Source organism: Pseudomonas reactans, from assembly GCF_013387025.1.
Taxonomy (GTDB): Bacteria; Pseudomonadota; Gammaproteobacteria; order Pseudomonadales; family Pseudomonadaceae; genus Aquipseudomonas; species Aquipseudomonas reactans.
The window spans coordinates 24,571-40,150 of the sequence record NZ_JACAQP010000024.1 but is presented as its reverse complement, the minus strand read 5'-3'; the positions used below and the strand labels follow the sequence as shown (position 1 = coordinate 40,150).

The window sequence follows — 15,580 nt, the reverse complement described above, 5'->3', positions numbered from 1 at the left end:
TCAACCTGCAACCCATCGGCGTAGCCGGCGAGTTGTACCTGGGCGGCGAAGGCGTGGCACGGGGTTACCTGGAGCGGCCGGCACTGACGGCTGAACGCTTCGTGCCGGACCCATTCGGCAAACCTGGCAGCCGCGTATATCGCAGCGGCGACCTGACCCGTGGCCGCCCGGATGGGGTGGTGGATTACCTTGGGCGTGTCGACCATCAGGTGAAGATCCGTGGTTTCCGTATCGAACTGGGCGAGATCGAAGCGCGCCTGCGCGAACAGGACAACGTTGGCGAAACCGTGGTGGTCGCCCAGGACGGGCCGACCGGCAAACAACTGATGGCGTATGTCGTGCCGGCCGAGGGCCCGCTCGCCAATGAAATCGAATTGCGCGAAACCTTGCGCCGTGCGCTGAAAACCCATCTGCCGGATTACATGGTGCCGGCGCACTTCATGTTCCTCGCCCAAATGCCATTGACTCCCAACGGCAAGCTGGACCGCAAGGGCCTCCCGCAGCCGGACACCGCGCAGTCGCAAGGCGTCTGGGTTGAGCCGGTCACGCCGTTGCAGCAGCAGGTCGCGGCGATCTGGGCGCAGGTGTTGGGCGCCGAGCGCATCGGCTTGAACGATCACTTCTTCGAGCTGGGCGGACACTCGTTGCTGGCCATGCAGGTGATCTCGCGTGTGCGTCAACTGCTTGGACGAGAGGTCGCCTTGCGCACCTTGTTCGAGGCGCCGCAGTTGGAAGGCTTTGTGTTGGCCTTGCAGGCTGCGGACCAGACGCTGGCGCCACCGATGCTGGCGGTCGGGCGTGACCAGCCGTTGGCGCTGTCGTTTGCTCAGGAACGCCAGTGGTTCCTGTGGCAACTGGACCCGCACAGCGCGGCTTACCATATTCCCAGCGTGTTGCGACTGAACGGGCACTTGGACCAACCGGCCTTGCAGCGCAGCTTCGACGCACTGGTGCTGCGTCATGAAAGCCTGCGTACCCAGGTCTACCAGGACGGCGAGCGTGCGGTTCAAGTGATTCGCCCAGCCACTGCGCTGGTGATTGCACGGGCAGATGCCGACGCCGCCCATCTTCAACAGCAGGTCGAAGCCGAGATTGCCCGGCCCTTCGACCTGCAGAGTGGCCCACTGCTGCGCGTCACCTTGCTGCGCCTGGCTGACGATGAACATGTGCTGGTGCTGGTGCAGCATCACATCGTGACAGACGGCTGGTCGATGCAAGTGATGGTCGATGAGTTGGTACAGCTATACGCCGCCTACAGCCAGGGCCAGACGCCGCAGTTGCCGGAACTGGCGCTGCAATACGCCGATTACGCGCACTGGCAGCGCCAGTGGATGGCGGCGGGCGAGCGCGAACGTCAATTGGCGTATTGGCAGCAACTGTTAGGCGGCGAACAGCCGGTGCTGGAACTGCCTACTGCGAACGCGCGGCCGGCGGTGCAAAGCTACCGTGGCGCCAGCCTGCAACGTGAATTGCCGCCCGCGCTGGCAGCCGGGCTCAATGCGCTGGCGCAGCGTGAAGGCGTCACGTTGTTCATGGTGTTGCTGGCGTCTTTCCAGAGTCTGCTGTACCGCTACAGTGGCCAGCAGGACATCCGCGTCGGTGTGCCAATCGCCAACCGCAGCCGAGTTGAGGTGGAACGCCTTGTCGGGTTCTTCGTCAACACTCAGGTATTCAAGGCGGATATCGATGGGCAGCTCTCTGTCGGCCAATTGTTGCAGCAGGTCAAGCGCCGCAGCCTGGACGCCCAGAGCCATCAGGACCTGCCGTTCGAGCAATTGGTGGAGGCCTTGCAACCAGAGCGCAGCCTCAGCCATAACCCGCTGTTCCAGGTGATGTTCAACCACCAGAGTGAGGCGGGGTTGATGACGTCGGGGCAGTCACTGCCGGACTTGCGCGTAGAAGGGCTGGATTGGGGCAGCCAGACTGCGCAGTTCGACCTGAGCCTGGACACCCAGGCTTCGGCGCAGGGTATCCACGCCACCCTGACGTACGCGACCGACTTGTTTGCCCCCGCCGTTCTCGAGTGCATGCTGGCCCATTGGCAGAACCTGTTGTGGGGCATGCTGGATGATCCGCAACAGCGGGTCAGCCAGTTACCGCTGCTGGAGCCTGTCGAACAGCAGACCCTCGTAAGGCAATGGAATGCCACGGCGCGCGACTATCCACAACAGCCGGTGCATCAATTGATCGAAGCGCAGGTTGCGCTGACGCCGGAGGCCCCCGCACTGGTCTTCGCCGCGCAGCGCCTGAGCTATGCCGACTTGAATCGGCGCGCCAACCGTCTGGCCCATCGCTTGATCCAGGCTGGCGTCGGTCCGGACGTGTTAGTCGGATTGGTCGTGGAGCGTTCCATCGAGATGGTGGTCGGCCTGCTCGCCGTGCTCAAGGCCGGCGGTGCCTATGTGCCGCTGGACCCGGATTACCCGCCTGAGCGCCTGGCGTACATGCTTGAAGACAGCGGCGTGAAGCTGCTGTTGACCCAGTCCCACCTGCTGGAACAACTACCGCGTGCCGAAGGCATCGAATGCCTGTTGCTGGGCGGCTCTGGGTTCGAAGACTTCCCTGACACCAATCCCGGCCTTGCGCTGGACGGCGAGAACCTCGCGTATGTGATCTACACCTCCGGCTCCACCGGCCAGCCCAAGGGCGCGGGCAACCGCCATTCGGCGTTGACCAACCGCTTGTGCTGGATGCAAGAGGCCTACCACTTGACCCCTCGCGATACGGTGTTGCAGAAGACACCGTTCAGCTTCGACGTGTCAGTGTGGGAGTTCTTCTGGCCGTTGATGGCCGGTGCGCGCCTGGTGGTCGCGGCGCCGGGGGATCACCGTGATCCGGCGCGGATGGTGGCGCTGATCAACGCCGAACAGGTGACGACGTTGCACTTTGTGCCATCGATGCTGCAGGCGTTCATGCAGGATGCGGCGGTCTCCAGTTGCCAGAGCTTGCGCCGCATTGTATGCAGCGGTGAAGCGTTGCCGGTGGACGCGCAGCAACAGGTCTTTGCCAAATTGCCTGCGGCCAGCCTGTACAACCTGTACGGGCCGACGGAAGCGGCCATCGACGTGACCCACTGGACCTGCGTCGATGAACAACGCGACACGGTACCCATCGGCCAGCCGATCGCCAATCTGCAGACCTACGTGTTGGATGCCCAGTTGCAAGCGGTGCCCGTCGGCGTGGCGGGCGAGTTGTACTTGGGCGGCCTGGGCTTGGCGCGCGGCTACCACCGCCGTCCCGCGCTGACCGCTGAACGTTTCATTGCCTCGCCGTTCGAGTCGGGCGGGCGCTTGTACCGCACCGGCGACCGTGTACGCCAGCGCGCCGACGGTGTGATCGAATACCTCGGACGCCTGGATCATCAGGTCAAGTTGCGTGGCTTGCGTATTGAATTGGGTGAAATCGAAGCGCGCATCCTCGAAACCGCTGAAGTCCAGGAGGCGTCGGTGCAAGTAGTCGATGGCAAGCATCTGGTCGGCTACCTGGTGCTGCAAGCGCCCGGTGAGCACTGGCGCGAACCGCTCAGTGCGCACCTTGCGGCGCATTTACCCGACTACATGATTCCGGCGCAGTGGGTGTTGCTGGAACAGATGCCCCTGAGCCCGAACGGCAAACTGGACCGCAAGGCCTTGCCCAAGCCCGACGCGTCTCAGCACCAGCAGGTGTTCCGCGCACCACACACCGAGCAGGAACAGCGCCTTGCAACGATCTGGGGCGAGGTGTTGGGCGTCGAGCGCGTTGGCCTGGATGACAACTTCTTTGAACTGGGCGGTCACTCGCTGCTGGTATTGATGCTCAAGGAACGCATTCGCAAGGCCACCGGCAAGACACTGTCGGTCAGCCAATTGATGCTTAACCCCACGGTGGCAGGGCAGCTGAATTGCCTGGGCAACGGCGCGGGGCAGTCGCTGATTGTCAAACTCAACAGCCAGACCGAAGGCACGCCGCTGTTCCTGTTCCACCCAAGCTACGGCTCGGTGCATTGCTACAAGGCCATTGGCCTGGCACTGCGCGAGCAGCGGCCGGTGATGGGCGTGATCTGCCGCGCATTGGCCGAGGAGGGCAGCGCCGTACCGAGCTGGCAAGCGATGGTCGAGGACTACACCGAGCAATTGCTCGATGCGTTGCCCGAGGGGCGCTATCGTCTCGCGGGCTGGTCCATGGGCGGTAACCTGGCCATGGAAGTCGCCTATGCCTTGGAGCAAGCCGGACGTGAGGTGGAAGTGGTCGGCTGGATCGATGCCTCGCCGCCTTACTGGCTCAAGGCGTACTGGGACGCAGCGGTGATTGCGGATGACGATGAACTGTCGGTCAACCAGCGCCGCGTTGAACTGTTGCAGGTGATGTTCCCGGCGTCGAGCCAGCAGATCCACACCGCCTGGTTGGACAGCCAGGCATTCTTCAGTGATGAAGCGCAGCAATGGCAGGCACTGGGCGCCTGGGCTGAAGCGGCGTTGGGTGAGAACTTCCGGGAGATCAAGGCAAGCCTGCTTGAAGGGGATGAAGCGCAGATTTCCTGGGAACTGGACCGCACCCTGGGCCAGCGGCTCAAGGATGCTGACTTCAAACCGCTCAAGGCGCCGATCCGCTGCTGGTGGGCCGCCGGCAGCCGTGCAGGCCAGCATCGCCAATTGATTGAAGCGACCATGGAGCAGTTGGTGGGCCGGGCGTGTGTCCAGCAGTCGGTGCTGATCGACTCCACCCACGATCGCATCATCGATAACGCTGCGTTTGTGCAGAGCTTCGCCGATGCGATGAAGTAACGGTCGGCAGCAACCCAAGCCCCTGGCCGCTACGGCCAGGGGCTTTTTTGTGCCGGGTGTACGGGTAGGCGGGCACTAAAAAGCCCCTGGTCATTGCGCATGGCCAGGGGCTTGGTTGGAACGGCTAGCGTCTATGCATCAGAAGTTCCAGCGGGTGCTGAGCATGATGTTACGCGGGTCACCGTAGTACACCGAATTGTAGAAGCCGATGTTGGTGTAGTACTTCTTGTCGAAGATGTTGTTGACATTGAGGCTGGCCGATACGTTCTCGGTGACCTGGTAACGGGCCATCAGGTCCACCAGCCACAGCGGATCCTGGGAGAATTTATCCTGGCTGCCGGTGGCGTAGTTGTTGGTCAGCACCTTCCAGCCCGTACCCTGCCAGCGCACGCCGCTGCCCAGGGTCAGCTTGTCCAGGGCGCCGGTCAGCTTGTAGCTGGTGTAGATATTGACCTGATCTTCCGGCTCCCAAGTCGAGAGTTTTTCGCCCTGTTTGTCGCGAATGATCTTGTGGGTGTAACCCGCCTGCAACTGCCAGCCGGGGGCCAGTTCGCCGGAGATTTCCGCTTCGTAGCCCTTGGTCTTGGCCTTTGTGCCCTTGGACGCATAGTCAAGGCCTGGGTAGCTGTCGGGAATGTAATCGGTGTCGTCGATGGGGCGGTTCTTTTCGTGTACTTCGAAATACGCAAGGCTGGCGTTGAGACGGCCATCGAAGAACTCGCCTTTCAAGCCCAGCTCATAGTTCTTGCCTTCGTCCGGCTCCAGCGGCTTGTTGTTGCGGTCGCGGTAGTCGTCCTGGGGCAGGTAGATCTCGGTGAAGCTGGCATAGGCCGAGAGGTTCTCGGTGAAGTCGTAGGTTAGGCCGGCGTAAGGCACGACCTTGCCGGTGTCCTTGACCTGGCTGGTGCCGCTGACCTCGTAGTTGTTGACTCGGGTACCCAGGATCAGGTGCCAGTCATCGGCCAGGCTGAAGCGGCCGGTGATGTACTGGGCGCTCTGGCGGGTGAGCTCGTCGTTGCGCTTGGTCTGTGGGCCACGGTCAGGCTTGGGCGCGTCGCCGTCCCAATCGAAGTAATCGTGGCTGTTGTTGTAGTTGGTGGCGTTGGTGTAGTCGCGGCCCAGCCAGTGGGAGCGCGAGACCGAGGCGCCGACCACCAGTTCATGCTCGCGGCCGAACAGGCTGAAAGGCCCGGTGGCGTACAGGTCGCCGGTGTCGCTGGTGGTCTCGCCATTGTAGGTACGCGTAAGCAGCGAAGCCTTGCCGGTGGCTGCGTTCGGCGCCAGCAGCGCCGACAGCGGAGCCTTGTAGCCATTGATCTGGTGGTTGTACTGCGCCTTGCCAACCCAGCCGTTATCGAACGTATGTTCCAGGGTCGCGAACCCGGTGCGGGTGTACTGGGCCCACTTGCTGTACTTGGCGCCGTTGTTGAACGAACGCGAGGTGCTGATGCGGTTGCCCGCGGAGTCATACAGTGACGCCGCGCCTGACCAGCTGGAACCTTGCGGGTCGCTGTCCTGGTAGTCACCGCCGACGGTCAGCAGGGTATCCGGCGCCAGATCGAATTCCAGGATGCCGTAGTACACGTTGGTCTTGCGCTGGTAGTGATCGAGGAACGAGTGTTTGTCCTGATAGGCCGCCACCGCACGGCCGCGCACGTTGCCGGACTCGGTGAGCGGACCGCTCACATCCACTTCCGAGCGGTAGTTGTCCCAGGAACCGGCGCCCAGGTCGATGTAGCCCTTGAATTCCGAGGTCGGCTTCTTGCGGACCATGTTGATGGTGCCGCCAGGGCCACCGGCGCCGGTCAGCAGGCCGGTAGCGCCCTTGAGGATTTCGACGCGGTCGTAGATCACTGTGTCGGTCAGGGTGTGGCCGGACGAATACTGGGCGTCTTGCAGGATCGGGATGCCGTCGTACTGGAAGTTCTGGATCGCAAAGCCACGGGAGAAGTAGCTGGTGCGTTCGCTGTCATACGCGGCAACAGTGATGCCGGGGGTGTGGCGCATCACGTCGTCGATCGACTTGAGGTTGAAGTCATCCATGGCCTGGCGGGTCACCACCGAGATCGATTGCGGCGTCTCCCGTGGCGTCAGCACCAGGCGGGTCGCGGTCGCGATGGTCCCGGGCGTATAGGAGCCCGAACCCTCGGTGATGGTGCCGAGCTGGTTGGCGGTCACCTGGGTGGCGCCCAGCTCCAGGGCGGACGAGCGGCCGGCAGTCAGTGTCATTGTGTTGCCTTGCAGGTCGAAGTCCACGCCGGTGCCGGCCAGCAGCGTGGTCATGGCCTGACCAGGCTGCAACTTGCCCTTGACCTTGTGGCTGCGTTTGCCTTCGACGTCGGTCGGGCTGTACAGCACTTGCAGGTTGGCCTGCTTACCAAATTCTTGAAGAGCGCTACCCAGCGACTGTGCAGGGACATTCAGCTCGATCTCCTGCGCCTGAACATAACCGGCGACTGGCAGCGTCAGCGCAACGGCAATCGCGCCAGGTAGCACGTGGGTGTTCAAGAGGCGGCGCATGGAGAGTGCCTTGCTCAAGGGACTCAGACCAAATGTTGCTGGCATGGGTGAATTCTCTTCTAGGTATTTAGTGGGCAGATTTTAAGTATTTGTTGGGGTTGGTTCTCATTACCACTAGTGAGACGTTCCTACCTGCAGAAACCGGAAAAGAAATTCACGCCGGTTCCATTTCGTGCACCACTTGGCCGGCGCGCAGGCGCACCAACTGGTCGGCGATGTCGAAATAGCGGTCGTCGTGGCTGATCACGATAATGGTCTTGCCCAGGCGCTTGAGGTCCGGCAGCAACTCGGTATAGAAAACGCGGCGGAAGGCCGGGTCCTGGTCGGCGGCCCATTCGTCGAACACCAGCACCGGGCGTTCTTCCAACCAGGCGTTGACCAGGGCCAGGCGCTTGCGCTGGCCGGTGGACAGGTCGGTGGTGCTGAACACACCGTCCTTGACGCTGACCTTGTGCGCGATTTCCAGGCGCTCCAGGTACTTGGTCGCGCTGTCCAGTGACTGGGTGGCGCTGCCTTGGACCAGGTCATCGAACAGGTAATAGTCAGCAAACACCGTGGTGAACAACTGGCGGTAGTCGTCGCGCGCCGGGTCGGTCACGGTTTCGCCATTGAGGCGGATTTCGCCGGCCTGCGGTTGGTACAGGCCCAGCAACAGCTTGATCAGGGTGGTTTTGCCACAGCCGTTCTCGCCCACGATAAACACGATGTCGCCCTGCTTGATGCTCAGGTTGATCGGCCCAAGGTGGAACGGTTGGCTGCCTTCCACCGGCGGCGGGCTGTAGCTCACGCCGCGCAATTCCAAGCTGTTGACCACTGGCGTGGGGGCTTCGCTGCCATCCATCAGCAGATGGGGTTCAGGCGACGAGAAACGGTCGGACAATTCGGTGATGCGCGCAAAGGCAATCCGCGCCTTGCCGATGATCGGCAAGTAACCCACCACGTGCTCCAACGGGCCTTTCATGTACAGCAGCACTAGCACAAAGCCGGTGATCACCGCCGGGTCCGGGTTGGGGCTGTAGGCCTGCATCGCCAGGGCCAGGCCGATGACCACGAAAAACAGCATCGAGCCGAAGGTTTTGGCGACGATGTAGATGTTCACCGAACGCACCTGGATATCGCTGATGCGGTCGGCGGTTTCCTGGATACGGTGGGTGTTCATGCGGTAGCGGCGGGGCCGGTGGATGCGCAATTCCTTGGCGCCCGAGGCGATTGCGGAATAGTAGCGTTGCAGCTCGTCTTCCTGGTCGCGGGCCTCATCGAAACCGCGAATGCCCTTGGCGCCGGCGATAAATTGCACGCTGCTGCCAATGATGATGGCGACCACCATCATCAGGAACATCGGCACCGACAGGTACGCCAGGTAGCCCAGGCAGCCCAGGGTCACCGTCGTTGCGATGGCCAACGGAGTGAACGCGAAGGAAAAGTCACTGATGGTGTCGACGTCATGGGTCAGCACCGGAATCAGGCGGTGGGAGCGGTACTGTTCGATCTGTTCGATGGGCGCCGACAGCACCTTTTCACCCAGGTCCTTGCGCAGGGCCGCGATAATTCGCTGGCCGACGTAGTTGGTGCCGATATCCGAGACGATCGAGCTGGTCAGGGCCAACAGGCACAGCGCCGCAAACGTCAGGATCACCCCCTGCGTCATCCCGGTCGTAGAGTGCAGGGCGTTGTTGATGGTCGCCAGCAGCAACGTGATGGCCAGGCCGCCGGCCATGCCCAGGGCGACGGAGACCGTCACGATGGTGCGAAAGGGCCTGAGCAATGCGAGCAAACCGTTGAAGGCGCCGCGCTTGGGGTCGGTCATAAATACTTCCCGGAAAGTGAAAAAGAGGGGGCTGGGCACACAGACCCTTACCCATGACAAACGAAGGATTGGCGCGACTATTTAGCTCAGAGTGCCGGGCGGTGAAGGGGGTGGATAAATTGCACGGGGGCTGGTTCGTTCTTGTGGTGTAGGCGCACGCGTATTGGCGTGCCTGATCTATCCAGCGAGAGCGAAACAATGACGAAAAAGAATCTGGTGTACGTGTGGTCCCTGCGCAATGCCGCGGCCGACAAGGCCGGGCAGCCGGTGGCCTACAAGGACCATGAGCGCTACATGATGTCGGTGCTGGAATCCCTGGCGGGGGCGCTGAACGACACGCCGCTGGGCGAGGCCTATAACCTGGTGGGCGTGGTGTACGACGACGACGAGCAGAACCCGCGGGATCAGCAATTGGTGGCCGACTACGGTTTTGCCTACCAGCCGGGTCGCCAGTGGCTGTATCCGGCCGACCTGCGCGTGCAGGGGCGCCTGGTCAATGACTTGCTGCTGAGCGTGCCGTCGACTTATCGACGCCTGCCACGGGGCAGTGCGGAACATATCGCCGGCAAGCAGGATTTCGAACGCCGCCTGCATGACACGCTGGTGGAGTTGAAGGCCGATATCGTGGTGCTGGACGGCCTGCTGGTGATCCTGGATGAGCTAGTGCGCCCCGGTGCGCCGTTTGCCCGGCGCATCATGAACATCCATCCGGGCATTACCCGTATTGAATCGCCGTACGAGCGCCGGGGTGCCTATGCCACCTGGAGCGCCTTGTATGGCGCACGTGGTCTGACGGTTACGGATTGGGCGACCAAGGCCACCACGCCTTCGGAGCCGCTGTACCTCACCGGTGCCTCGTTCCACTACGTCGACAACGGCATTGATTCGGGTGAAGTGTTCCACGACGTGCTCAAGACCGAGATCGCGCCGGAAGACACCATCCTCGAATTGCGCTGGAACAACTTCAACAACAGCCTGTTCCCGGCGTTGCATGAGGGGTTGGCGTTGTTGGCCCAAAAGGGCTGACCCCCAATCTTCCTGAGGCTTGCGGTCCAAATGTGGGAGCTGGCTTGCCTGCGATAGCGGTGGGGCAGACAAATTGATGTTAGCTGACCTGCCGCCATCGCAGGCAAGCCAGCTCCCACATTGGAGGGTGTTCGTGTTACAGGTCGCGCACTACGCGGAACCCAATCCAATCCCCCCGCGTCTGCGGGTAGATGGTGTTGCGATTCCCCGAGCGCGAAAACACCGGCGCTTCACCCCAGTCATTACCCCGGATCATGTAGCCCTCGCAGTTCGGCTCCATCCACGCACTGCCATCGGTAGGCGCGCCGATGTAGTTGGGGTGCTCGCAGTCGGCCACTCGTTCATAGACGTTGCCATGCATGTCGTACATGCCAAACGCATTCGGCGGGTAACTGCCGACCGGCGACGAGTAGCTGTAGCCATCTGCGGGGCCATAGGTATTGGCGTGCTTGGTGATGCTGTAGTCCTTGCCTTCATCGAACGGGAAGGGGAACGGCCCGGTAGAACCGGCGCGTGCGGCGTACTCACGCTGGGACTCGCTGACCATGTGGTACTGCTGGCCGGTCTTTTTCGATAGCCAAGCTACATAGCTCTTGATGTCGTCCATGTCCATGCACACAGCAGGCTGGCGCGGGCCTTGGGGATAGCGTGGCTTGCTGGCGATGCATTCGCGGCCGGGGCGGGTGTCGCCATCGGCGATCTTCACGCCGGTCTGGCGCACGTAGCTGTCCCATTCGCCGGCGGTGATATGGAAACGGCTCATGGCGAATGGCTTGGCGAAGGTCACCTCATGCATCGGGCCTTCATCCGGCTCGCGGCCGACTTCATCCTCGGGCGTGCCCATGGTGAAGGTGCCGGCGGGCAGCACCACCATTTCCGGGCAGTCCTTGCAATCCTTGAACACCTTGCCGGGTTGCGGCGCGGCGGCCTGGGCCAGGTTGGGCAGCAAGGCGCCGCACAGGGCGGTGAGCGCCAGGGCCGTGAGGGGGTTGTTCATGTGGGCCTCTCATTCAAAGGGGAAAAGGTGTGCGTCACGCCCGCTGGCTCAGCAAGGTCATGAAGCGCTGGATCTCGGCGGAGGAATTGAGCAGGCCGGGGGCGGTGCGGATCACCGGGCCGACATCGCGGTCCACCGCGTCGATCACCACGCGGTTTTTCATCATGTAGGCCGCCACGGCATCAGTGTCCTGGCCCTTGACGCGGAAGAAGGTAAAGCCAGCCGACAGTTCTGGGCTGTGCGGGGTGACCAGTTCGATCCTCGGGTGGGCCAGCAATTGCTCTTTCAGTTCGGTATTGAGTGCGTGAATCCGCGCCTGCACCTGTGCCTTGCCCAATTGCAGGTGCAGCTTGAAGGCCTCGTCCGCCGCCCAGCGATGCTCGAAGGCGTGGTAGCCGCCCGGGGTCATGCTGGTGGCGAAGTCCTTGTCTTCGGAAAAGGTCGGTACCATCGGTGTCACGTACTTGTTTTGCGGGTCGCGGGCGCAAACCAGGCCGGTGCCGCGTGGGCCGAACATCCATTTGTGGGTGCCGGCGATGAAAAAGTCGCAGTGCATGTCCGGGAAGTCGAGGTTTTCCACGCCGAAACCGTGCACGCCGTCCACTACATAGAGGATGCGGTCCTTGTCGTCACGGTTGCGGTTGTGTTCTTCCACCAGCTTGCCGATCTCGCCGATGGGCAGCTTCACGCCGCTGCCGGACTGCACCCAGGTCATGCCGAGTACGCGGGTGTTGGCGCGGATATTGCGCTGGATGTTGCCCAGCACCTCGTCGGCCGATACGCGGTTGGCGTTGTCGAACAGGCGAATCTTGCGGACCTGGGTCTGCTCCTTGCGCACCCGGAAATCCAGGCTGAACTCGGTGGCGTAGTGTTCGTGGACGGTGGTGAGGATCTCCTGATCAGGCCGTACCTTGATCCCACCATAAATCATCGCCAAGCCTTCGGACGTACTTCCGGTCAGGGCGATTTGCGGTGGGGTGGCCTTCAGGTAACGGCCGGCCCATTCGCGCACCTGGCCTTCGCGCTTCCAGGTTTCCTGCAGGTCCCAGTCCATGGCCAGCCCGGGGTTGCGGTCGATCTGCGCGCGGTAGCGCTCGATGGCCTCGCGCACCGGCTTGGGGTGAGTGGCTACCAGAAAGTTGGAAAAGTGCAGGTAGTCCGGGTCCTGGTTGAACAGTTGCTTGAGTCCCGTCCATGGGTCATCGCTTGCTGCGTTGGCGGCGATGGCCTGCGGAAGCAGGGCGGCGCCCAGTGGCAGGCTGGCGGCAAATACCCCAGCCTGCTTGAGAAAGGTACGGCGGTCGGTCATGGGCGGGCTTCTAGATGATTAACGGTTGGCCAAGGGTTTGGCGGCTTTTTGGACCTGGTCCCACACCCGCAGGAAGTTGCCTCCCCACAGCTTGGCGATATCGGCTTCGGAGTAACCGCGCTGGATCAACTCTGCGGTGACGTTGCGTATTTCGCCGACGTTGTTCCAACCCTGGACGCCGCCGCCATCGTTGAAGTCCGACGACAGGCCGACATGGTCGATGCCGATCTTGCGCACGGTGTAGTCGATGGCATCCCCCAGGTCCTTGAGGGTGGCCTTCGGTTCTTCATCGAGGATGCCGTACAGCGCGCTGGCGTATTCGCCGAACTTGTGTTCCGGCCAGGCGGCGATGATCGCGTCGCCCGGCATAAGGGCCACGGCCAGGTTGGGCAGCGGCGGCAGGTCGAAGCGAGCGCGCAGGGCGTTGAGCTTGTCCTGGGTCGGCTGGCTCAGCGGGCGCAGGTAGGCGGAGAAGCCTACGATCTGCACCACGCCGCCACTGTTCTTGATCAGTTGCAGCTCTTTGTCGCTCAGGTTGCGCGGGATATCCACGGAGGCGCGCGGCGCCGAATGGGACGCCACCATCGGCGTGCGGCTCAATTGCGCCACTTGCTCCAGGGCTTTGGTCGACATTTGCGACACATCGATGATCACCCCCAGGTCATTGAGGCGGTGCACCGCTTGCTTGCCGATGTCCGACAAGCCGTCGAGAGCGTCGGTGGAGTCATTGAAAAACGGCAGCGGCCGTGATGAGTCCGACCAGGCATTGTTGCCCACGTAGCTGAAGCCGAACATGCGCATGCCGCGCGCCGCCCACAGGTCCAGCTGGTTCAAGTCATTGCCCAGCGGATAGGCGTTGAGCATGCTGATGAAGATCGCGAACTTGCCCTCGCCATGCAGGCGTCGGAAGTCATCCGGGGTGTAGGCGATGGCGACCTGATTGGGGAAGTCGCGCACCATGCCGCTGATAATCTTGTAGCGCACTTCCTGTTCGTTGCGCGCGGCCTCGACAAAACCGTCGGTGGGCTTGTGCGGGGCGTTGGGGCCGTTCCAGATTTCCGGCCAGCCAAATATGGTCAACGCTGCGCCGGACAAACGCCCACGTGCCGCCTTGACCAGGTCGAACTGGCCTTCGCCGTCCTTGTCCGCCTCGTTGCCGGCGGTGCCGAAATCCACGGGCACGGTGATATGGCTGTCGAACGACAGTAGCCGGTCCTGCATTTCGTTGGCCTGCTTGATCACCGCCAGCGGGTAGCCGGCATTGCCCTTGAACCAGTGATCCCAGACCAGGAAACCGGCCCCGGCACCGATGGCCAGTGCCAGTGGCAAGCCGATGTACAGCGCCTTTTTCGAACGTGGTTTTGTCATTGCCATCTCAGTCAGTTGAGGCCTTCGCTATCAGGGAAGAACGAGTGATCGGCGGCAAAATTTAGGCGGCGAGGGCGCCTCGGTAAATTTCCCCGGCGGGCAATCGTTCTAGCTCTGATAAAGCCGTTTCCTAAGGTAGACAATGACCATCTCTCGACGTGGGTTCATCGCAGGCCTGGCGCTGACAGGCGCTGCCGTGCCTGCCGCTTTCTATGCCCATCGCGAGTTGACGCGCGAAGAAGAATTCCCCATCACCCCCGGCGAGGCCACGGTGGACCTGGCCGACACCGCCGGCCAGCACCTGGCAAACACCCTGCGTGGGGTGTGGGACCTGCGCCTGGAGGGTCGCGACGCCGGCCTCAAAGGGCTGCCACTGCAAGATTTGCAACTGCTGCTCGACATCGCGCCCCGTGGACGCGGTTTGCGCGGTTACCTGGACACCGCCGCCCACCTGCGCGCCGAAGAAGGCGAGCCGCGTTACCGTGTGCTGGGTGACCTGCTGACGGGGGAGGGCGCTGTGCTCTACTGGCGCCTGATCGACCGTGATTCGGTCGACGGTACACCCGCCTATGAATTCAAGATGACCCTTGATGAGGTCTGGGCGGCCTTTGCCAACGCTGGCAGCAGCACCCTCAGTGGGCAGATCCTCGACCTCGATCGGCCACTTGCATGGGTTGAGCGCGATAATCGCTTCATCGCCCACAAGCAGTGGTTCCCTGAAGCCCGCCAACGCATCGGCCTCAACCCGACCTTGCTGGCCTGGCTGATTGCCCCCGAACACCGCCTGTTCCACCAACTGTGGCACGCCACCCGTGACCAGTGGCACAAACTCTCCGAGGAAAAACGCGACGCCTTGCGTGGCATCGGCTGGCAACCCGGACCGCGCGGCCAGGAGCGCGATGCACGGGGTAAACGCAAGGACCGTAACGGCTCGGGTATCGACTTCTTCTTCATGCACCGCCACATGCTCGGCACCGCGCGCTCCATGCAGGATCTGCCCTCGTGGCCGCAATTCCCCGAGCCGCAACCGGCCCTGGAACGCGACCGCCTGGGCTTTCTGCGTTACTTCGACAACCACGACGGCTTCGCGCTGCCGCCCACCTGGTCGGCGCCGGACGACACCGAATACACCCAGTGGGTCAGCGACATCAAGGCCGCCGAGACCTATCACAGCAACTTTCAGGTGTGGGAGTCCCAATACCGCGACCCGCGCTACCTGGCCAAATTCACCCTGGGCCAGTTGGGCTCCGAAATGGAGCTGGGCCTGCACGACTGGCTGCACATGCGTTGGGCCTCGGTGCCGCGCGATCCCTCCAATGGCGCACCCGTGCCCATGGCCCGCGACCCCGCCGACTTCGCAGCGCGCTGGTATGCAGCGGAAAACGACTTCCTCGGCGACCCGTTCTCATCCCATGTCAATCCGGTGTTCTGGCATTTCCACGGCTGGATCGACGATCGCATCGAAGACTGGTTTCGCGCCCATGAGCGCTTCAATCCGGGCGAAGTCCAGCGCTTGCAAGTCAACGGCGTGGCCTGGTTCGCACCGGGCCGTTGGGTGGAAGTTGGCGACCCTTGGCTGGGCCCGGATACCCATGGTTGCAGCACCACGCCGGGGTTGCAGGTGGGCAAGTCGATGGAGATGGACCCGGAGGTCATGAAGCTGGCCCTGCGCATTACCTTTGGCGAAGACGAAAACAGCCTGCAGGGCTTATTCAAGCGCGTGCCGAAGCGGCCGTGGTATGCGCGTCACCTGAAGCTGAAAACCCCTTGAATGGGGCTGTGGTGGGCGC

8 protein-coding genes are annotated in these 15,580 nt (G+C 62.5%); 3 read left to right on the top strand and 5 right to left on the bottom strand.

Annotation, left to right across the window (positions count from 1 at the left end; translation table 11 throughout):
• Positions 1-4,763: non-ribosomal peptide synthetase (locus HX793_RS21575; protein WP_178905535.1), on the top strand; the 4,763-nt coding region annotated here is incomplete at its 5' end.
• Between the two features lie 138 nt (positions 4,764-4,901).
• On the opposite strand, the gene HX793_RS21570 is transcribed toward HX793_RS21575, so the two are convergent.
• Both HX793_RS21570 and HX793_RS21565 read right to left on the bottom strand, forming a co-directional pair.
• The gene (locus tag HX793_RS21570; RefSeq protein ID WP_177053727.1) at positions 4,902-7,283 is read right to left on the bottom strand and encodes a TonB-dependent siderophore receptor; all 2,382 of its coding nucleotides are present in this window, start codon (positions 7,281-7,283) and stop codon (positions 4,902-4,904) included.
• A 154-nt stretch (positions 7,284-7,437) separates the two neighbouring features.
• Positions 7,438-9,090 (bottom strand): cyclic peptide export ABC transporter, encoded by a 1,653-nt coding sequence (locus tag HX793_RS21565; RefSeq protein ID WP_016977212.1) that lies wholly within the window; start codon positions 9,088-9,090, stop codon positions 7,438-7,440.
• Positions 9,091-9,288: 198 nt separating this feature from the next.
• Here HX793_RS21565 and HX793_RS21560 point away from each other — a divergent pair, with 198 nt between their 5' ends.
• Entirely contained in the window at positions 9,289-10,116 is an 828-nt protein-coding gene (locus HX793_RS21560; protein WP_177097091.1) for a formyl transferase, read from the top strand.
• A gap of 136 nt (positions 10,117-10,252) precedes the next feature.
• Here the strand turns inward: HX793_RS21560 and pvdO are convergent, their stop codons facing one another.
• Genes pvdO through pvdM form a run of 3 tightly spaced genes read right to left on the bottom strand, consistent with a single transcriptional unit; the run spans position 10,253 to position 13,790 of the window.
• Positions 10,253-11,113 (bottom strand): dihydropyoverdine dehydrogenase, encoded by an 861-nt coding sequence (gene pvdO, locus HX793_RS21555; RefSeq protein WP_016977210.1) that lies wholly within the window; start codon positions 11,111-11,113, stop codon positions 10,253-10,255.
• A 34-nt stretch (positions 11,114-11,147) separates the two neighbouring features.
• Positions 11,148-12,422, bottom strand: coding sequence for a pyoverdine-tailoring periplasmic protein PvdN (gene pvdN, locus HX793_RS21550; protein ID WP_177097089.1), 1,275 nt, complete (start codon positions 12,420-12,422; stop codon positions 11,148-11,150).
• Positions 12,423-12,440: 18 nt separating this feature from the next.
• Complete coding sequence (gene pvdM, locus HX793_RS21545; RefSeq protein ID WP_068934225.1) at positions 12,441-13,790, bottom strand: pyoverdine-tailoring dipeptidase-like protein PvdM; 1,350 nt, start codon at positions 13,788-13,790, stop codon at positions 12,441-12,443.
• Positions 13,791-13,932: 142 nt separating this feature from the next.
• Between pvdM and pvdP the strand changes: the two genes are divergently transcribed.
• Entirely contained in the window at positions 13,933-15,561 is a 1,629-nt protein-coding gene (pvdP, locus tag HX793_RS21540) for a pyoverdine maturation tyrosinase PvdP (RefSeq protein ID WP_177097087.1), read from the top strand.
• The last annotated feature ends 19 nt before the right edge of the window (positions 15,562-15,580 follow it).